General features: G+C 45.4%; 18 protein-coding genes, 1 rRNA gene and 1 riboswitch. Of the genes, 2 read left to right on the top strand and 17 right to left on the bottom strand.

Going from position 1 to position 18822, the window contains the following annotated elements; translation table 11 throughout:
- Window positions 1-33 precede the first annotated feature (33 nt).
- Together ACTHRG_RS11850 and ACTHRG_RS11845 are read right to left on the bottom strand one after the other, a co-directional pair.
- On the bottom strand, window positions 34-1089 hold the full coding sequence (locus tag ACTHRG_RS11850) for a DUF3048 domain-containing protein (protein WP_076263255.1): 1056 nt from the start codon (window positions 1087-1089) through the stop codon (window positions 34-36).
- A gap of 94 nt (window positions 1090-1183) precedes the next feature.
- Window positions 1184-2926 carry an adenine deaminase C-terminal domain-containing protein gene (locus ACTHRG_RS11845; RefSeq protein ID WP_175609182.1) on the bottom strand — a complete coding sequence of 581 codons (1743 nt, stop codon included), beginning with the start codon at window positions 2924-2926 and terminating at the stop codon, window positions 1184-1186.
- A gap of 196 nt (window positions 2927-3122) precedes the next feature.
- Here ACTHRG_RS11845 and ACTHRG_RS11840 point away from each other — a divergent pair, with 196 nt between their 5' ends.
- Window positions 3123-3407, top strand: coding sequence for a YgaP family membrane protein (locus ACTHRG_RS11840; RefSeq protein WP_076263250.1), 285 nt, complete (start codon window positions 3123-3125; stop codon window positions 3405-3407).
- A 58-nt stretch (window positions 3408-3465) separates the two neighbouring features.
- The gene (locus ACTHRG_RS11835; protein WP_323805933.1) at window positions 3466-3579 is read left to right on the top strand and encodes an EYxxD motif small membrane protein; all 114 of its coding nucleotides are present in this window, start codon (window positions 3466-3468) and stop codon (window positions 3577-3579) included.
- On the opposite strand, the gene purD is transcribed toward ACTHRG_RS11835, so the two are convergent.
- From purD to rrf, 15 genes are all read right to left on the bottom strand, one after another.
- Window positions 3557-4825, bottom strand: a complete 1269-nt coding sequence (gene purD / locus ACTHRG_RS11830) for a phosphoribosylamine--glycine ligase (RefSeq protein WP_076263247.1) — start codon at window positions 4823-4825, stop codon at window positions 3557-3559. The two genes, ACTHRG_RS11835 and purD, sit on opposite strands and share 23 nt — an antisense overlap.
- 400 nt (window positions 4826-5225) lie before the next feature.
- Complete coding sequence (gene purH / locus ACTHRG_RS11825; protein WP_076263245.1) at window positions 5226-6761, bottom strand: bifunctional phosphoribosylaminoimidazolecarboxamide formyltransferase/IMP cyclohydrolase; 1536 nt, start codon at window positions 6759-6761, stop codon at window positions 5226-5228.
- Window positions 6762-6792: 31 nt separating this feature from the next.
- Window positions 6793-7374: a phosphoribosylglycinamide formyltransferase gene (purN, locus tag ACTHRG_RS11820; protein WP_076263243.1), complete on the bottom strand. Its 582-nt coding sequence runs from the start codon at window positions 7372-7374 to the stop codon at window positions 6793-6795.
- 13 nt (window positions 7375-7387) lie between these two features.
- Window positions 7388-8413: a phosphoribosylformylglycinamidine cyclo-ligase gene (gene purM / locus ACTHRG_RS11815; protein ID WP_076263241.1), complete on the bottom strand. Its 1026-nt coding sequence runs from the start codon at window positions 8411-8413 to the stop codon at window positions 7388-7390.
- A 149-nt stretch (window positions 8414-8562) separates the two neighbouring features.
- Window positions 8563-9960 (bottom strand): amidophosphoribosyltransferase, encoded by a 1398-nt coding sequence (purF, locus tag ACTHRG_RS11810; protein WP_076263238.1) that lies wholly within the window; start codon window positions 9958-9960, stop codon window positions 8563-8565.
- Window positions 9945-12161: a phosphoribosylformylglycinamidine synthase subunit PurL gene (purL, locus tag ACTHRG_RS11805; protein WP_440231239.1), complete on the bottom strand. Its 2217-nt coding sequence runs from the start codon at window positions 12159-12161 to the stop codon at window positions 9945-9947. Before purL ends, purF begins: the two co-directional genes overlap by 16 nt.
- Window positions 12145-12831, bottom strand: a complete 687-nt coding sequence (purQ, locus tag ACTHRG_RS11800; RefSeq protein WP_076263234.1) for a phosphoribosylformylglycinamidine synthase subunit PurQ — start codon at window positions 12829-12831, stop codon at window positions 12145-12147. The genes purL and purQ overlap by 17 nt, the downstream gene beginning before the upstream one ends.
- Complete coding sequence (gene purS / locus ACTHRG_RS11795) at window positions 12828-13082, bottom strand: phosphoribosylformylglycinamidine synthase subunit PurS (RefSeq protein ID WP_009336741.1); 255 nt, start codon at window positions 13080-13082, stop codon at window positions 12828-12830. The genes purQ and purS overlap by 4 nt, the downstream gene beginning before the upstream one ends.
- Window positions 13070-13795 carry a phosphoribosylaminoimidazolesuccinocarboxamide synthase gene (gene purC / locus ACTHRG_RS11790; protein WP_076263231.1) on the bottom strand — a complete coding sequence of 242 codons (726 nt, stop codon included), beginning with the start codon at window positions 13793-13795 and terminating at the stop codon, window positions 13070-13072. The genes purS and purC overlap by 13 nt, the downstream gene beginning before the upstream one ends.
- A gap of 83 nt (window positions 13796-13878) precedes the next feature.
- Window positions 13879-15171 (bottom strand): adenylosuccinate lyase, encoded by a 1293-nt coding sequence (gene purB, locus ACTHRG_RS11785; RefSeq protein ID WP_076263229.1) that lies wholly within the window; start codon window positions 15169-15171, stop codon window positions 13879-13881.
- A 3-nt stretch (window positions 15172-15174) separates the two neighbouring features.
- On the bottom strand, window positions 15175-16329 hold the full coding sequence (gene purK, locus ACTHRG_RS11780) for a 5-(carboxyamino)imidazole ribonucleotide synthase (RefSeq protein ID WP_286149093.1): 1155 nt from the start codon (window positions 16327-16329) through the stop codon (window positions 15175-15177).
- A complete protein-coding gene (purE, locus tag ACTHRG_RS11775; protein WP_440231238.1) occupies window positions 16316-16804 on the bottom strand; it encodes a 5-(carboxyamino)imidazole ribonucleotide mutase in 489 nt (162 codons plus the stop codon). Before purE ends, purK begins: the two co-directional genes overlap by 14 nt.
- 397 nt (window positions 16805-17201) lie before the next feature.
- Window positions 17202-17303: riboswitch (purine riboswitch) on the bottom strand.
- 88 nt (window positions 17304-17391) lie between these two features.
- On the bottom strand, window positions 17392-17598 hold the full coding sequence (locus ACTHRG_RS11770) for an NETI motif-containing protein (protein WP_076263583.1): 207 nt from the start codon (window positions 17596-17598) through the stop codon (window positions 17392-17394).
- Window positions 17595-18137, bottom strand: a complete 543-nt coding sequence (locus tag ACTHRG_RS11765; protein ID WP_076263580.1) for a DUF2179 domain-containing protein — start codon at window positions 18135-18137, stop codon at window positions 17595-17597. Before ACTHRG_RS11765 ends, ACTHRG_RS11770 begins: the two co-directional genes overlap by 4 nt.
- Window positions 18138-18735: 598 nt before the next feature.
- A 5S ribosomal RNA gene (gene rrf / locus ACTHRG_RS11760) occupies window positions 18736-18822 on the bottom strand; the annotation flags it as partial.

The following is an 18822-nucleotide window of genomic DNA, read 5'->3' as shown; positions in this document are numbered from 1 at the left end:
CATACCCCTTTGTTTAAATAGTATTTTCAATCATTATTGTTTAGCTTCAAAGGAAACCGTTTGCTCCAGGCCCGGGTTTGATGGAACGATGTTGATCCATGTTTTCCCCGGAACCAGGCCAGCCTGCTGGCCGTTCAAGACAGGAAGAATTCGCCCGTCAATATTTTCCCACTGCACCTCTGTCACTTTTCCTTTTTGAAGGAGATATCCTTTTCCCCCAGAAGTTAAGTTAATATCACGGCGGCCTGCGCTGTCAACCACTTGATGGTCTGCTTCTGCGATGAAAATGTTATCAAGTAATGCAGGTTCCCCGGATTTGTAGTCAGCTGTAAGCTCTCCATTGGAATATCTTTTATACTTCTCAAGTCCTGCATCATATTCATAGATGACATTGAATAATTCATTGTCCAAGTAGGAGATCATGGCAGAGTCAACTTTCTCTCCCTGAATTGCCTTAATTTCTTCCTTCGAAAGAAAATCAAGAGATTTCGGCTCATCTTCCATCGCATAATTTTTTTCTTTTGCTCCTTTCAGCACATTGTCAAAAGAAATATAGGAATTATGCGGAGCCTGTCTAAAGCTTTCCCTTTTAAACAATGTACCGTCATACTGCATTCCGTTCAGGTTATCAACATACCCCTGATCCAGCAGCTCTTTAGCCTCCGGGCTGTAGCCGTGGGCAATGTAAAGGCTGTCATAGCCTTTGGCCAGCTCAATATAATAATCCCTGGAACTTCTGACAGGCCCTATCATTTCGGGCCGCTCACTTTGAAAAATAGCAAGAAAACGGGTCACGTCCCCTTCTGCCAGCATTTCATAGACGACATCAGCCTGGTTAAGCCCTGATTGCGGACGGGCTTTCGGATGATTATTGATCATCACCGCCACAGCCCTTCCATCCACCTCTGTTTCCGACCCGAAGCCTGTGAGCGGATATTGAAATGGAAGTTCTTTTTCAGAGCTGACACCTTTTGTGGCTTCTTCCGCTTTTTCCGTCTCCTGCTTTGCCGGCTCCTCTGCTTTTTCTTTACTGCATCCAGAAACGAGAAGCATTGCTGCTGCTGATACAGCTATCCATCTTTTTAACATTTTCCACCCCGTGTGATTTTTGCTTTTGATGCGGATTCTATGTTAGCTCCCTTGAGCAGTTTTAATCTCTATTCTATTACACCTCTTTCATATTTTAACGCATTATCGTTGGAAAGAGTACCGTTTTATTCATGACATCATACATTCCCTGCTGGGTAATTCTGATATAAGGCAGATGGGTTGAAGAGAAAAAGAGCAGCGTGTACATTGGATCTTCATGTCTGTAGCCTTGATCACGCAAATAATGCACAAGCTGTTTTTCTTCCTGCATTAATTCCTCCACATTTTTATGGGACATGACACCTTTTAGGCGGAGCTCCATCTCCTGGACAATCCTTCCCCCTTCAGATATGACAATGCCTCCGCCAATTTCTTTCAGCCTGTTAAAAGCATTCAGCATTTCCTGTTTGCTTTTGCCGATTAAAATGATGTCACCGGTATTGGAAAATGAACTTGCCATTCCATCCAGGCTTTGGGAGAAGCCTTTAAGTATGGTATTTATTCGCCATTGTCCATTCCGGTCAACAAGCATGAAGAAACATTCATCATGGTCTTTCTCCAGCTCTTCGGAAGATACGTCAATTGTGATGGAGTATGGCTTCGTAATTACAGCATTCTCAAGCTTTATCCCGAAAGGCATGGAGAATTGCATATCATCACTTGTCAGCTCCCAATCAATAGCCAGCGGTTCAAAGCCGAATTCTTCCCATGCCACAGGCTTATAGGCATGCAGGTTTTCACCGTCTCTCTTCACCCATTCTCCTTTGGCAATAACAGATAGTGGAGTTGGTTCATTTTCATCTGACAGGAAGTTGATGTTGGCAACCCTTCCTGTCGCAATGGAGCCATGTAAATAATCAATTCCATAATGACGGGCCACATTAATGGTTGCCATATTATACGCATCAATTACCGGCACTCCTTTATCTATGGCAATGCGGATCATATGATCAATGATTCCCTGCTCATAAAAGGAAGAAAAGGAACCGTCTGTTGTGAAAACCATCCGATCATATTGATCAATGCCGATTTCATGCATTTCCTCCAATAAAACCGGCAGATCCGGACGGATGGAAGAGTACCGGAGAGATACGGTATATCCCTGTAAAAGGCGATTATACACATCTTTCCCAGTCATTGACTCATGGTCACAATCAGCGCCAAGCAGCATAAGCTTTGCCAGCGTTTTTTCGGATGCCCCCGGAAAATGGCCTTCAATCTTTTTCCTCATCCGCTTTGTTTCCTGAATCCAATGAAGCATCATATCATCGCCATCCAATAGCTTCGGCCAGCCTGTCAGCTCTCCTCCCTGAAGCACGGCATCATGTTCAAGCCACGATTTAACGTTTCCATGGGAAAAAACAGATTCTTCGCGCTGGATCTCTGTTTGAGCATCAAATCGGCACCACCAATAGGTTGTTGCAGGCATGTTTCTCATTTCCTTCAAAAAAGAAAACGCTTTCTTTTTATCCTGCTGTAAAGCAAGCACCATATTATCATTAATCAGGGTTGTTGTCCCAAACTGCGATGCATAGCTCGCCAGGGAATGGGGATTATATAATTGAAATGGATGGGCATGCGGCTCAATATATCCGGGTACGAGCGTAAGTCCTGTACAATCAAAGACCTCACACTGATCTGTTTTTTCCGGCAGCTTTTCGCCCACATAAACAATACGGTCGCCATAAATCCATATATTTGCTGTTATCCATTTGCGAAGCGCCTGATTCAGATAACGCGCGTTCTTAAGTAATATCGTCGGTGAAAGTTTTCCGTCCAATACGGAAACATGTTCACGCAAGTGCCTGTTTTTCCAACGGTAACGCTGTTCCAGCACTATACTCCCTCCCTTGTTGATATCTATATATATAAAGACTCTGTTTTTAGTATGAACACAATTAATAAAATGGCTTTACATCAATAAAGAAAGCCCTTTCATTTTCTCCTGTTTTATTATAGTAACATATTTCACTGTTTAACGCATTAAAGAATCAGTAAAAGACTGTAAAAATTTCATGAAAGTGGTGGGACCTATGCATGTAAAATCAAATATCGGCATTGTAAATGCCTTGATACGGATAACAGTCGGATTAACGGTACTGGCCTGGAGCACTTCAAAGCTTGTGAAGAGACCTTGGCGGGACTCTTATCTTGTGATGGCCATGCTGGGAGGAATGAAAGTGGCTGAGGGGATTGTCCGCTTTTGCCCATTGACAGCTCTTTTTGAAAGAGGCCAGGACATGGTTCAGGAAAAGAGAGAAAATCACCATAATAATGATGAGGCTGTTGAGGAGATTCTTCCTTATAATCCGTCTTAAGTTTTAAAAAAATTCAGCCCCCTATTTGGGGGCTGTACTATAGAAAGGAGCTGACAATATGTTCTGGGAATACGTAATGGATATGACATTTGTGCTGACAGCCATAATCGGAAGCATTGTAGCACTTCTGTTTGTGTATATCCGGAAGACTAAGAAAGGACGTGCGCGATAGCTTTATCGGCAATATCTTTGCGGCAGAATACACCTTCGCACTGAAGGTTTTCCAGTTCGGAATATACTTTTTGCTGTGCATCTTTTAGTGTAGACGCTCTGGCGCCTGCCAGCAGCACGCGTCCTCCATTTGTCACATACTCACCTGAGCTGTTTCGATCAGTGCCGGCATGGAAGACAAAAACATCTTTAAGCGCATCCAGTCCATGCAGCACAGCTCCTTTTTCGTATGCTTCAGGGTAGCCCTTTGAAGCAGCTACCACTCCGACGATTGCTTCCTCACTCCACTCGATTTCAGGCTGCTCCCCATTCAGGACTGCCAGCATTACCTCCGCCAGATCCGAATTCATCCGCGGTAAAATCACCTGTGTTTCAGGATCTCCAAAACGGGCATTAAATTCGATTACCTTCGGGCCTGCTGCTGTTTTAATCAGACCTGCATATAAAATTCCGGTAAAACTTCGGCCTTCCTGAACCATTGCTTTCGCTGCCGGGTACAAAACCTGTTCAACAGCTTTTGCAATTGTTTCCTCACCAATATGCGGTACGGGTGAATAAGCACCCATTCCGCCTGTATTCGGTCCCAGATCTCCATCAAAAGCACGCTTGTGATCCTGGGCAATTTCCAGCGGAACGACGGTTTCTCCGTTCACAAATGCCATTAAAGAGAATTCTTCCCCTTCAAGGAATTCTTCAATTACAACTGTAGAAGAAGCCTGTCCAAACTTTTCATTTAATAATAGCTCCTCAATCCCGGATAATGCTTCCTGCATGGTCATGGCCACTATTACGCCTTTTCCTGCTGCAAGGCCATCTGCTTTCAGAACAATGGGAGCGCCCTTTGCTTCAATATAGGCTTTCGCTTCTTCATAGTTGCTGAATACTCCATATTCGGCAGTAGGGATAGCATATTTCTTCATAAGCTCTTTGGCAAAAGACTTGCTGCCTTCAATTTCAGCTGCAGCTTTTTTTGGTCCAAATACCTTTAACCCGGCTTCTTCAAATCGGTCTGCCAGTCCCTCAAGCAGCGGCACTTCCGGCCCAATTACAGTCAAGTCAATTTCATTTTCCTGAGCAAATTGCACAAGCTTTTCCTGGTCGTTTTCCTGAATGGCAGCAAGCACTGCTGAATCTTCCATTCCCGGATTTCCCGGAGCCGCAAAAACCTGTTCAACTGAAGGGCTTTGATTCATCTTCCAGCAAATTGCATGTTCACGTCCGCCTCTACCAATAACCAATACCTTCATTACGCCCACCTCCGTAAAATGTCAGCTTCCGCTTTTCGTATTGTTTAGCTCAGCGCCTTCCTGATCGAGGCGCTTCCGCTTTCGTTTGTCCAGCTACAGCGCTTAGGGGCTCGAGGTTATAAGCCAATCTGTCAAAAAGGTAAAGAGGTAAAGAACCACCTTTCCGACAGCTCGTCTTATGCTTGAGGCTCCCAGGATGGGAGTCATGCAGACGTTGCCACAGGACGTGGCGCTCTTAGTCTGCGTTCCTCCTATCGAGGCGCTTCCGCTTTTCGTTTGTCTATCTACAGCGCCTAGGGGCTCGAGGTCATAAGCCAATCTGTCAAAAAGGTAAAGAACCACCTTTCCGACAGCTCGTCTTATGCTTGTCGCCCCTGGTCGAGGCGCTTCCGCTTTTCGTTTAATGTTTAAAATGCCGTACGCCTGTAAAGACCATGGCAATTCCGTACTCGTCGGCCTTTTTGATGGAGTCTTCATCACGGATGGAGCCCCCCGGCTGGATGATGGCTGTGATGCCTGCTTTGGCTGCGACTTCAACGGTATCGTTCATTGGGAAAAAGGCATCCGATGCCATTACGGCTCCGTTTGCTTTTTCACCTGCCTGTTCAAGCGCAATTTTGGCAGAGCCCACGCGGTTCATCTGCCCGGCACCAACTCCAAGTGTCATGTTTGCATCATTGACGACTATCGCATTGGATTTCACATGCTTAACGACTTTCCAGCCCAGCTTCAGTGCTTTCCACTCTTCTTCCGTCGGCTCCCTCTTGGTCGCAACTTTTACTTCTGCATCTTCAAGAGTGAATAGATCATATTCCTGCGTCAGCAGGCCGCCTTCAATAGCGGACAATCTCATCTCCGCTTTCTTTTTTCCTTCAAAAGGAATGGTCAGCAGGCGCAGGTTCTTTTTCCCTTTCAAAATTTCAAGCGCTTCATCTGAGAAGGATGGTGCAATGATGATTTCAAGGAAAATTTCATATAGCTTTTTGGCTGTTTCTGCATCCACTTCCCTGTTTAAGGCAATGATTCCGCCGAAAATTGAAACAGGGTCAGCTGCGAAAGCTTTTGAAAAAGCATCAAATACATTTTCTCCGGTCCCCACTCCGCAAGGATTCATATGCTTAACAGCAACTGCTGCAGGCTCCGAGAATTCTTTAACGATTTGGAGAGCTGCATCTGCATCGTTGATATTGTTGTAGGATAATTCCTTGCCGTGAAGCTGTTCAGCGTTCGCAATCGAAAATTCAGAACCAAGCGGCTTACGGTAAAACGCAGCACTTTGATGCGGATTTTCCCCGTATCTCAATGTTTGCTTCAATTCATACGTAACCGTTAATTTTTCAGGCGTTTCTTCATTTGCCAAATCTGTCATATATTCAGCGATCATCGCATCATAGGCAGCTGTGTGGCGGAATACCTTCGCAGCAAGCCTGCGGCGGGTTTCCTTTTGAACCTCTCCGGTTTCTTTCAGCTGTGAAAGAACTGTTTCATAATCGACAGGATCCACCACAACCGTTACATATTCATGGTTCTTGGCGGAAGCACGCAGCATGGACGGGCCGCCGATATCTATATTCTCTATCGCATCCTCTACTGTCACATCCGGTTTAGCTATGGTTTGCTGGAACGGATACAAATTCACGCACACAACCTGGATAGGCTGGATCCCATGCTCCTCAAGCTGCTGCTTGTGGGCTGGTTCGCCATGCTTAGCCAGCAGTCCGCCATGTATCATCGGATTTAATGTTTTTACACGTCCTTCCAGGATTTCCGGAAAGCCTGTCACATCGCTTACGCCGATAACAGGAACCCCACTCTCTTCCAGCGCTTTTTTTGTACCGCCTGTTGAAATAATTTCAAATCCCAGTTCGCTTAGCTGCCGGGCAAATTCTGTGATGCCATTTTTGTCGGAAACACTGATTAATGCACGTTTCTTCATGTTCGCTCCCCCTGACTCTGTTGAATAAACTTTAGCTCTCTACCATTTTAGCACAGAAAAGACTTTGCAAAACCTGCGGATAAAGCTTATGCTCGACTTCATGTATCTTCTTTTGAAGACTTTCAAGAGTCTCACCCTCATCTATAGCAACTGGCGCCTGAGCAATTATCGGGCCCGTATCCATTCCTTCATCGACAAAATGAACCGTCACACCGCTTACCTTCACATTGGCAGATAATGCCTGGCCAATCGCATCCTTACCTGGAAAAGCGGGAAGAAGAGAAGGGTGGATATTAATAATCCTGCCTTCAAACTCTTTCAAAAGCGTCGGGCCAATCAGTCTCATATAGCCTGCGAGAATAATATACTCGGCCCCGCTCTCCTTCAGCCTTTGCAAAATCGCTCTTTCATACTCTGCTTTGCCGGCATAGTCTTTAGCTGAAAAAACAAATTGCGGCACCTGTTCGTTTTGCGCACGCTGGATGCTGTAGGCACCTGACCGGTCACAGACAAACAAGACAATCTCAGCCTGCAAGTCCCCTTTTCTGGCGGCATCAGCAATGGCCTGAAAGTTCGTTCCGCTTCCGGAAGCAAACACTGCTATTTTTTTCATGACTTCCTCCAAGTTACAGAATTTCAATTCCTTCCTGATCCGTTACTGTCCCCATCAGATAGGCCTTTTCGCCAAATTCATTAAAATAGGCGATCAGTTCATCAGCAATATCTTTATCTGCTGCAATCACCATGCCTGTTCCCATATTAAAAATGTTGTACATTTCCTTGCGTTCGAGTCGGCCAAGCTTCTCCATCACCGTGAACACAGGCGGCACTTCCCAATTGCTTTCAGTAAGCTGGGCGCCAAGGCCTTCAGGCAGCATGCGCGGGATATTTTCAATAAATCCGCCGCCGGTAATGTGGGCCATGCCTTTCAGCTTGAATTGCTTCATAGCTGAAAGAAGGGACTTTACATAAATTTTTGTAGGACGAAGCAGCTCTTCCCCTAAAGTGCAGCCTAATTCTTCTACATGATCGGTTAAGGACATATTCGCTTTTTCAAAAAACAGCTTTCTGACAAGTGAATACCCATTGCTGTGAATTCCGCTGGATGCAAGGCCAATCAGCACATCTCCTGCCTTGATGTCCGCACCATTTATCAGGCTGGATTTTTCACAGGCACCGACTGCAAAGCCGGCAAGATCATATTCTTCCTCACTGTACATGCCAGGCATTTCGGCTGTTTCACCGCCTACGAGTGCACACCCGGCCTGTTCACAGCCATCCGCGATGCCTTTCACAATCGCTTCAATCCGTTCAGGCGCCGCTTTTCCGCAAGCGATATAATCCAAGAAGTAAAGGGGCTCTGCTCCCTGTACGACAATATCATTTACACACATGGCGACCGCATCAATCCCAATCGTGTCATGCTTTTCCATCATAAAAGCGAGCATCAGCTTCGTGCCGACACCATCTGTTCCTGACACCAAAACCGGTTCCTTCAGGTTCAGTTCAGAAAGATCGAACATGCCGCCAAATCCACCCAAACCGCCAAGCACACCCGGACGAATCGTCTTCTGTACGTGTTTTTTCATGCGGGAAACTGCTTCATAGCCAGCTTCAATATCTACTCCGGCCTGTTTATATGCATTTGCCATCTGTTTTTCACCCCGTATTGGAAAAATAAAGGCCGATTTTGTATTTTATCGGCCAACATTGTGCTTTTACCGGTCAAAAATGATGATTTACCGGCCAATTCTTTATATTTACCGGCCAAAAAGAGCAAAATACCGGCCAAGTTTCATATCTATACCTTTTCATAAGGATGCAATGTACTCGGATAAATCTCCGTCGGATACTGTCCTGTAAAGCATGCCAGGCATTGTCCGTCTTTTCGTCCAATTGCTTTGACCATCCCCTCTGTACTTAAGAAGGTAAGGGTATCTGCACCAATGATTTCTCTTATTTCCTCGACAGAATGATTGCCGGCGATCAATTCTTCCTTTGTCGACGTATCGATCCCATAGAAGCATGGATTTTTAATCGGCGGTGAGCTGATCAGCACATGTACCTCAGTCGCACCAGCTTCCTTCAGCATGGTAACGATCCGTCTGCTTGTTGTTCCGCGGACGATCGAGTCGTCCACCATGATGACTCTTTTGCCTTCTACCACTCCGCGTACCGGGGACAGCTTCATTTTCACACCCTGTTCACGCAGCGACTGGGATGGCTGGATAAATGTGCGCCCCACATAACGGTTTTTAATCAGACCCATCTCGTATGGAATGCCAGACGCTTCAGCATATCCAATCGCAACTGAAATGCTGGAATCCGGCACACCCGTAACAACATCACCTTCAATCGGCACTTCAAGAGCCAGCTGCTTCCCAAGATTTTTCCGGGCGGTATGCACATTGATCCCGTTGATATTGCTGTCCGGACGGGAGAAATAAACATATTCCATCGTGCACATGGCAATATTAGAGGCCATGGCAAACATTTCGGATCGGAATCCATTATCATCAATGATCAGCAGCTCTCCCGGCAGAATGTCGCGGATAAACTCTGCCCCGACCACATCAAATGCACAGGTTTCAGATGCAACCGCATAAGCATCGCCAATCTTGCCAAGTGAGAGCGGCCTCATGCCGTTCGGGTCCAGCGCAACCATCAGTTCTGTTTCGGTCATAATCAGAAAAGCATAAGCTCCTTTAATCATGGATAATGCATTTTTGACACGGTCCTTAAGTGAAGAGAAACCTGCACGCTTAATTAAGTGAGCCAGCACCTCTGTATCCGAGCTCGTTTGAAAAATGCTTCCCTGTCCTTCAAGCTGATGCTTCAAGGCAGTCGCATTCACCAGGTTTCCGTTATGGCAGAGAGCAAGGCTGCCGCTTTGTGAGTTGAACAGGAGAGGCTGGACATTTTCATATCCGCCCCCGCCGGCAGTCGCATAGCGGACATGTCCGATCGCTGCTTTTCCTTCCAGCTCCTTCATGGCATCTGCTGTGAAAATTTCCGTTACAAGGCCTTCACCTTTCATGCCTTTCAGCTTCTTTCCATCCGTAACAACCATCCCGGTGCCTTCCTGGCCGCGGTGCTGCAGACTATGAAGCCCGTAATACGTGATCTGGGAAGCATCCTGATGCCCCCAGATTCCAAAAACACCGCACTCTTCATTCAGTCCTCTTATTTCAGCAAGCATGGAATAGCTCCTTTCCAGGCCTGCTTCAGAACGTTAACCTGTTCGGCAAGCAATAGGCCCTCTTCATTAGACATATAAAGTACAGGTGCTTCGGTTACTTCACCGATTAGTGTCGCATCCACCAAACGTTCAAATGCTTCCTGGTTTTCTTTTTTTACTGATAGCAGGAAACGGGATTGTGATTCACTGAATAAAGCTGAAGTCGCATTTCCTGTTACCCGGATATCTGCACCCAGACCTTTTGAACCGATCAGGCTTTCCGCAGCAGCTACAGCCAGCCCGCCTTCTGCCACATCGTGCGCAGAGGCAACCAGCCCTGAACGGATGGCTTTTAAAATTTGTTCCTGTGCCTTTTCTTCTTCTTCAAGATCAAGCTCAGGCGCTTTTCCGAAAATCCTGCCGTATGTCATCTTCTGCAGCTCACTGCCGCCGAATTCATCCTTCGTTTCGCCAACCAGGTAAATTAAGTCCCCAGCTGCTTTAAAAGATTGTGTTGTCACATGGTCAATGTCTTCTACAAGCCCCACCATTCCAATGACAGGCGTTGGGTAAATAGCTGTTCCATTTGTTTCGTTATATAATGAGACGTTTCCGCCGATAACGGGTGTATTCAATGTGCGGCATGCTTCACTGATTCCGTCTGCGGCTTTTTCGATCTGCCAGAAGATTTCAGGCTTCTCCGGGTTTCCGAAGTTCAGATTATCTGTTATTGCCAATGGCTGGCCGCCAGAGCAAATGATATTTCTTGCCGCTTCGGCAACAGCAATTTTTCCGCCTGTTTCAGGATCAAGATACATATAGCGGGAGTTGCAGTCTGTCGTCATGGCCAACCCTTTGCGGGTGCCGCGGATGCGGATGACTGCGGCATCTGATCCAGGTGCCACTACTGTATTCGTGCGGACCATATAGTCGTACTGGTCGTAAACCCATTCCTTACTTGCAATCGTCGGCTGCTGAAGAAGCTTTACCAATGTTTCTTTATAATCCTCAACCGCAGGAATTTCATTTTCCATTGCCTGAAATTCACGGTAATACTGCGGCTCGCTTGATGGCTTATGATAAACCGGCGCATCCTCTGCAAGCGCATCTACCGGCAGCTCTGCCACCACTTCCCCCTGATGAGTCAGGCGGAGCATTTTATCATCCGTTACCTTGCCAATCGAAACAGCTTCAAGATCATATTTGGAAAATAAATCAACGATCTCCTGCTCGCGTCCTTTTTTCACGACAATCAGCATTCTCTCCTGAGACTCGGAAAGCATCATTTCATATGCAGTCATGCCCGTTTCCCTTTGAGGAACAAGGTCCAGATTCATTTCAATTCCCGATCCCGCTTTGCTCGCCATTTCAGCAGAAGAGCTTGTCAAACCGGCAGCTCCCATATCCTGTATGCCGACAAGTGCGTCAGACTGGACCAGTTCAAGACATGCTTCAAGCAGAAGCTTTTCCATGAATGGATCGCCAACCTGGACAGCCGGGCGTTTTGATTCTGATTGGTCTGTTAATTCTTCAGATGCAAAAGTAGCACCATGGATACCGTCACGGCCCGTTTTTGCACCAACATACATGACTGTGTTGCCTACTCCGTGGGCCTGGCCTTTTTTGATATCCTTATGGTCAATTAAGCCGACGCACATAGCGTTTACAAGCGGATTTCCTTCATAGGAAGGATCAAACTGCACTTCTCCCCCAACTGTTGGAATGCCGATGCAGTTTCCGTAGCCCGCAATGCCTGCGACTACTTCTTTAAAAAGGTACCGTACACGAGGAGAATCCAATTCTCCAAAGCGTAAAGAGTTGAGGAGTGCGACCGGTCTTGCGCCCATTGAAAATACATCGCGGATAATCCCGCCGACACCTGTTGCTGCCCCCTGGTAAGGCTCGATTGCAGACGGATGATTATGGCTTTCAATTTTAAAAACAACTGCTTGCCCATCGCCGATATCAACAATTCCAGCTCCTTCCCCTGGTCCCTGAAGTACTTTCTCTCCTGTTGTCGGGAACTTGCTTAACACGGGCTTTGAGTTTTTGTAGCTGCAATGCTCTGACCACATAACCGAAAACAAACCGATTTCTGTGTAATTTGGCAAACGCCCGATAATCTTTTCAATCATCGCAAATTCGTCATCAGACAATCCCATCTCTTTGTATACCTTCTGTGCCTTTAACTGTTCCGGACTTGGCTTAAAGCTTAACGACATGTGCGTCCCTCCATTGTTTTACGATTGATTGAAAAAGTTTCAGGCCATCTGCTCCCCCTAAAAGCTCATCAACGGCTCTTTCAGGGTGCGGCATCATGCCGAGTACATTTCCCTTTTCATTGACAATGCCTGCGATGTTTTCCAGGCTGCCATTTGGGTTTGTTTCGTTATAAGTAAAGACAATCTGATTATTTGCCTTTAAAGCCTCTAAAGTTGCTTCGTCACAATAATAGTTACCTTCGCCATGGGCGATTGGGATATTGATTACCTCGCCTTTTTCGTATGAGGATGAAAACATCGTTCCATTGTTTTCAACCTTCAATTCGACCGTGCGGCAAATGAATTTCAAGCTGTCGTTTCTTCTCATCGCTCCCGGCAGAAGACCGGCTTCTAGCAGAATTTGAAATCCGTTGCAGACACCGAGAACCGGCTTGCCTGCCTCAGCAGCTTTCACTACTTCCTTCATGACATTGCTGAAGCGTGCCACTGCACCGGAACGAAGGTAATCACCATATGAGAACCCGCCTGGAAGAAGGATTCCATCATATTCATCCAAGCTTTCTGCGTCATGCCAGACATATTCGGCTTCCGCTCCAAGCTCATCCTTTACTGCATGGTACATATCGATGTCACAATTGGACCCTGGAAATACGATCACTGCGAACTTCACTGAGCAACAGCCTCCTCAATTTCAAAGCGGTAATCTTCAATCACAACATTAGCCAACAAGCGCTCACACATTTCCTTTACTGCCTCTTCAACAGGACGGTCGCTTTTTTCCACTGTCAGCTCCATGTATTTTCCAATGCGTACATCAGACACTTCGCTGTAGTTCATGGAGTGCAGAGAGTTTTTTACAACTGTTCCTTGAGGATCTAGAACACTTTCTCTTAATGTGACGAAAACTTTTACTTTGTACATACGGTTTGGCCTCCCAGTCTCGCTAAAATATTTTCATATGCATCCGTTAAATTTCCAAGGTCCCTGCGGAAAACATCTTTATCCAGTTTTTCATTTGTTTCAATATCCCAAAGCCTGCAGGTATCTGGCGAAATCTCATCAGCCAGCAAAATTTGGCCAGATTCATCTTTACCAAACTCCAGCTTGAAATCTACTAGTTTAATGCCCAGGTCTTTGAAAAAGTCTTTTAAAACGGCATTAACTTGTAGTGCTTTTTCTTGTAAAAGGATAACTTCCTGCTTATCAGCCAGTTGAAGAACTTCAATATGATCTTCTGTCAGCAGCGGATCACCAAGCTCATCATCTTTGTAGTAGAACTCAACAATTGGTCTTGATAATTCTTTCCCTTCTTCAGCTCCCAATCTCTTAGAAAAGCTCCCCGCCGCAACATTACGGACCACTGTTTCGAGCGGAATGATATCCACTTTTTTTACAAGCTGTTCTGTCTCCGAAAGCTTTTTAATAAAATGAGAATCAATCCCCAGCTCCTGAAGCTTTGAAAATAACAAACTGGTAATCTCATTATTCAGCCGGCCCTTGCCGCTGATGCTTGCTTTTTTCTCCCCATTAAAGGCTGTTGCAGAATCTTTATATTCAATCCAGACAATATTTTCATCGTTTGTCTGATATACCTTTTTGGCTTTGCCTTCGTATAACAATGCTCCTTTTTCCATTGCGGAGAGCCTCCTTATTTTTTGAAGATTGGGAATTTTCGTGATGGCAAAGAGGTAAAGACTGCTCTTTACCTCTTTATTTTTTATAAACCTAAACGGTCAAAAATAGTATCCACATGCTTGATGTGGTAGTTATAGTCAAAGCAGTCATCTATTTCTGCTTCGGATAGCTTTGATGTAATGGTCACGTCCTGTTCGATCAGGCTGCGGAATTGCACCTGCTTTTCCCATGCTTCCATGGCCCGCGGCTGGACAGTATCATATGCCTCTTCACGAGTCATGCCTTTGTCAATCAGGGCCAGAAGAACACGCTGAGAGTAAATCAGCCCTAAAGTACGGTCCATATTGCGCTTCATGTTTTCAGGGAAAACTGTTAAGTTCTTTACGATATTCCCAAAGCGGTTCAGCATATAGTTCAGTGCAATTGTAGCGTCAGGCAGGATGATTCTTTCAGCTGATGAGTGGGAAATATCGCGCTCATGCCATAATGCCACATTTTCATAAGCAGTCATCATATAGCCGCGGATTACTCTTGCCATTCCCGTCATATTTTCTGAACCAATCGGATTGCGTTTATGCGGCATTGCTGATGATCCCTTCTGGCCTTTCGCGAAAAACTCTTCCACTTCACGCGTTTCGCTTTTTTGCAGGCCGCGGATCTCCGTCGCAAATTTCTCGATTGAAGTGGCCACAAGTGCAAGTGCACCCATATAATGTGCATGACGGTCACGCTGAAGTGTTTGTGTAGAAATTGGCGCAGGCTGGATGCCCAGCTTTTCACACACATACTTTTCAACGAACGGATCGATGTTTGCATATGTTCCAACGGCACCAGAGATTTTACCGAACTCTACACCAGCAGCTGCTTCTTTAAAGCGGTCAAGATTACGCTTCATTTCTTCATACCATAGTGCAAGCTTTAAACCGAAAGTTGTTGGCTCCGCATGCACTCCGTGCGTACGGCCCATCATCACTGTATGCTTGTGCTCCTGTGCTTTGTTTTTCAGGATTTCCACAAAACGTTCAATATCTTTTAGAAGAATATCATTCGCCTGCTTGATTACGTAAGAAAGAGCCGTGTCAACGACATCTGTGGAAGTAAGCCCGTAATGAACCCATTTGCGCTCCTCGCCAAGCGTTTCAGATACCGCACGAGTAAAAGCGACAACATCATGCCGTGTTTCCTCTTCGATTTCTTTAATGCGGTTAATATTAAAAGAAGCATTCTCACGGATTTTCTGAACATCTTCTTTCGGAATATCTCCTAATTCAGCCCAAGCTTCACAGGCAAGAATTTCTACCTCAAGCCAAGCCTTAAAGCGGTTCTCTTCTGTCCAGATAGCTCCCATTTCCGGTCTCGTATAGCGTTCAATCATGTTTTATCCTCCGATCTTTTCCTTCACAGGGGTCCAAATGCCGCTCTGTTCTGCTTCTTCGAGTGCCTCTTCGGCTGAGTTCCGCAGAAGTGTGACATGTCCCATTTTGCGTTTATATTTGGCATCCTTTTTTCCGTACAGGTGTATCTTCCAGTCATCCAATTGGGGTATTTTCTTAATTAAAGGCTCCTGGTGCTCTCCTAATATGTTTACCATAACAGCCGGTTTTAATAGCTCTGTGCTTCCAAGCGGCCAATTGCATACCGCGCGGATGTGCTGTTCAAACTGGGAGGTTTCGCAGGCTTCAATCGAATAGTGGCCTGAGTTATGCGGACGGGGTGCAAGCTCGTTAATGTAAATCTGTCCGTCCTTTGTCAGAAACATTTCGACTGCCAGTGTACCGACAAGGCTTAAAGCTTCTGCCAGCCGGTTTGCTGCCTTTACTGCCCGTTCCTCCGCATCAGCTGTGATCATGGCCGGCACAATGGTCTGGTGCAGTATGTTTTCTTTATGGACATTTTCCCCGACTGGAAATACTGCTTTTTCACCCGAAATATTCCGGCAGATAATAACCGATATTTCCTTTTCGAAAGCGATCCATTTTTCAAGGACGCACTCGCCATTCTCCAGAAGATTTGCAGCTTTCTCAATATCCTGCCCGTTCTTTATTACAAACTGCCCTTTTCCGTCATATCCGCCTCTGGATGTCTTTAACACTGCTGGATAGCCAAGCTTTTCTATATTATCATAAATGTCTTTTTCAGTCGTAATGACCGCATATGGCGCGACCTCGCAGCCGGCTTTTTGGATGGCTGCTTTTTCCTTTGACCTGTCCTGGGTAATCCCCAGCACCTCGCTCCCCTGTGGGACATACGCATTTGCACAAAGCCACTCAAGAGCTTCTGCACTGATATTCTCAAATTCATAAGTGATAACATTGCTTACTTTCGCCAGCTCTTTTATAGAATCTAAATGGCCGTATTCGCCAAGGATTTTTATATCCGCAACCTGCCCGCAAGGAGAATCATCTGATGGATCCAATACCGCAATCCTGAAGCCATTAGCCTTAGCTGCCAGCGCCATCATTCTCCCAAGCTGTCCCCCGCCAATAATTCCAATTGTTTGTCCAGGTAAAATGGTTGTATTAGACAAGTTCATCACTACTTTCCAGTACTTCCTGTTTTGTTTTATCTCTTTTGGACTGAAGACGTTCTGCAATGGCTGTATCAAAAGCGCCGAGTATTTGTGCTGCCAGCAATCCGGCATTAACGGCTCCTGCTTTTCCAATTGCAACTGTTGCAACCGGAACGCCGCCGGGCATTTGAACAATGGACAGCAATGAATCCAGTCCCTTTAGAGCCTTTGATTGCACTGGTACTCCAATGACGGGAAGTGTTGTTTTCGCTGCTACCATTCCTGGCAGATGTGCTGCTCCGCCTGCACCCGCAATAATAACCTTAATGCCTCTGTCCCTTGCCTGCTCAGCATATTCAAACATAAGATCTGGAGTCCGATGGGCTGAAACAACTTTCTTTTCAAACGGGATTTCAAGCTCTTCCAGAATTCCGCAAGCGTGCTTCATTGTCTCCCAATCTGACTTGCTTCCCATAATGACTGCTGCTTGTACGCTCATTCCTTCTCCTCCAAATCTTCCAATATAAAGTGAAACTACAATCAGTGGGGGCGCTTTATCCCCCGGTGATTGTTAGTCGCGTTCTAGTGTCGCTAAGATCTCCGCTAGCGCTTCGATCAATCGACACTACGAACCCGATTGGTTCAACTAAGCCTCTGCCTGCGCGTCGGCAAGTTTCACTGTATCTCACCAATCGGGCCCTTACGGTCAGTTTGACCCCCACTTATCCTCCTTCGATTCTTCGGAGTCTTGAAGAGGGGGTCTTACTGCCCGTTAGACTGCGACAAAAAACCCGCACAGACCCTTCTCTTATATGAGAGAAAGTAATCTGTCCGGGCTAAAAAGATCCGTAAGGAAGAAACCTGCAAACGGCAGGGACCATTCCTTCTGCATGCCGGGCATATCAGCTTTCCCTCATAGTCCGGCAATTTACGGTTGCCAGGTAGAAACTTATGGGCCCTATTCCCATTATTATACGAGGGGTTTATTCACGTTTTATTAACTACCACCATATTAACAACATACCTGATATTCTGTCAATTGAAAAATCGAACAATACTAAAAGTCAGACAATTATTGTTCGGATTTTAGCCTTCTTCTCGTTTTGCCTCAAAAACAATCTGCCGGCCGGCCGGTTCATAATCGACTTTACTGCCTGTCTTAACTTCTTTAAAAATAGGCTTTTCAGTCCTTCTTACAGGTATATATCCAGCCTTTTTGATTCTTTCCAGGCACTGATCAATCGTTTCATTTTCCTGGATTTCGAATGACATTTTATTCTTGCCTTTGCTCATTGAGACAACTTTCCTCTCTTAACTGATTTTACCCAGAAGCCGCCATGGATCGTTTTCGGTTCATAAGCGATGATAAAGGCCTTAGGATCCAGCTCTTTAATCGTCTGATAAAGCTTCAACTCATATTTTCTCGGTGTCAGGATCTGCAGGGCCATCCGATCGCCTTCAAGACCATTGGCAGCCCAGTTGGTTACGCCATACCCTTTTTCCCTTAAGGCTTTTGGCAGGTCTCTGTCATATTCCTTTGTAATTACATTTACGGTAATATAGCCTAGGGCCAGCTTCTCTTCAATTTTCATCCCGACAATAACGCCGATTCCATAACCGACTGCATAAGCAATCAGATTTTGTATTTCATTCAGATTATCCAGAACCAGCCCCAGTCCAATGACATAGATAACAACTTCGATGGTGCTTATAAAAGCTGCCAGGTAACGCTGTCCCTTAAGCGTCAGAATCATCCTAATGGTGAAAAATGATACATATACGATATTAATGATCAGAATAATAGCGACCATAATAAAACTATTTTCCATCAATTCAAGTCCTCCTTCAGAGGGGAATTAAGAGGCAAATGAGTGTCCTCTTCCCATTAAGTCCCTATTGTACAAAAGAAATTGGCTTTTGATAACCTTTTTTCAAAAATTGATTCTTTGTGTATAGGTTATCCTTTTTTGTGTGGGATGAAACTGCTTATCTTTTAATGGGGTTTGTCTGGGTTAAAGAGGCTATATGCAGGAGAGAGGTTCGTAACAGTTTTATCTAGCAGATTTTGGAGTTTATCTAGCATGTATGGGGTTTTATCTAACATGTTTATAAGTTTATCTATCAAGTTTTCATTTTTATCTAACATATTGTGAAGTTTATCTTACATTTGGGATAATTCCTTTCTAAGAATGAAATCGATTATTAAAACAGACGGCGAGATGAGGAATGGCGCATATAATTTAATTCTGGCGCATAAATGCGAAAAGTGACGCATATATGTGCCCAAGTGAAGCATATCCTGAAAAAGTGACGCATATGTTGGCCGAAGTGACACATATCTGCACTTTTCAACTAAAAAGAAGAGTCCAACTGATTCAGATACCTATAATTACACATAAAAAAAAGCACCCATCAGGTGCTCTTTCATGTGCCCGGCAGCGTCCTACTCTCACAGGGGGACAGCCCCCAACTACCATCGGCGCTGAGAAGCTTAACTTCCGTGTTCGGTATGGGAAC

Origin of the sequence: Cytobacillus sp. SAFR-174, from assembly GCF_051964675.1 — a bacterium.
GTDB lineage: Bacteria > Bacillota > Bacilli > Bacillales > Cytobacillaceae > Cytobacillus.
This window is presented reverse-complemented; position numbering and strand designations above follow the sequence as displayed.

What these genes read in the sequence shown, in the direction of transcription:
- ACTHRG_RS11850 (WP_076263255.1), bottom strand. Translation starts at nt 1,089, where the DNA reads ATGTTAAAAAGATGGATAGCTGTATCAGCAGCAGCAATGCTTCTCGTT.
- ACTHRG_RS11840 (WP_076263250.1), top strand. Translation starts at nt 3,123, where the DNA reads ATGCATGTAAAATCAAATATCGGCATTGTAAATGCCTTGATACGGATA.
- ACTHRG_RS11835 (WP_323805933.1), top strand. Translation starts at nt 3,466, where the DNA reads ATGTTCTGGGAATACGTAATGGATATGACATTTGTGCTGACAGCCATA.
- purD (WP_076263247.1), bottom strand. Translation starts at nt 4,825, where the DNA reads ATGAAGGTATTGGTTATTGGTAGAGGCGGACGTGAACATGCAATTTGC.
- purH (WP_076263245.1), bottom strand. Translation starts at nt 6,761, where the DNA reads ATGAAGAAACGTGCATTAATCAGTGTTTCCGACAAAAATGGCATCACA.
- purN (WP_076263243.1), bottom strand. Translation starts at nt 7,374, where the DNA reads ATGAAAAAAATAGCAGTGTTTGCTTCCGGAAGCGGAACGAACTTTCAG.
- purM (WP_076263241.1), bottom strand. Translation starts at nt 8,413, where the DNA reads ATGGCAAATGCATATAAACAGGCCGGAGTAGATATTGAAGCTGGCTAT.
- purF (WP_076263238.1), bottom strand. Translation starts at nt 9,960, where the DNA reads ATGCTTGCTGAAATAAGAGGACTGAATGAAGAGTGCGGTGTTTTTGGA.
- purL (WP_440231239.1), bottom strand. Translation starts at nt 12,161, where the DNA reads ATGTCGTTAAGCTTTAAGCCAAGTCCGGAACAGTTAAAGGCACAGAAG.
- purS (WP_009336741.1), bottom strand. Translation starts at nt 13,082, where the DNA reads ATGTACAAAGTAAAAGTTTTCGTCACATTAAGAGAAAGTGTTCTAGAT.
- purC (WP_076263231.1), bottom strand. Translation starts at nt 13,795, where the DNA reads ATGGAAAAAGGAGCATTGTTATACGAAGGCAAAGCCAAAAAGGTATAT.
- purB (WP_076263229.1), bottom strand. Translation starts at nt 15,171, where the DNA reads ATGATTGAACGCTATACGAGACCGGAAATGGGAGCTATCTGGACAGAA.
- purK (WP_286149093.1), bottom strand. Translation starts at nt 16,329, where the DNA reads ATGAACTTGTCTAATACAACCATTTTACCTGGACAAACAATTGGAATT.
- purE (WP_440231238.1), bottom strand. Translation starts at nt 16,804, where the DNA reads ATGAGCGTACAAGCAGCAGTCATTATGGGAAGCAAGTCAGATTGGGAG.
- ACTHRG_RS11770 (WP_076263583.1), bottom strand. Translation starts at nt 17,598, where the DNA reads ATGAGCAAAGGCAAGAATAAAATGTCATTCGAAATCCAGGAAAATGAA.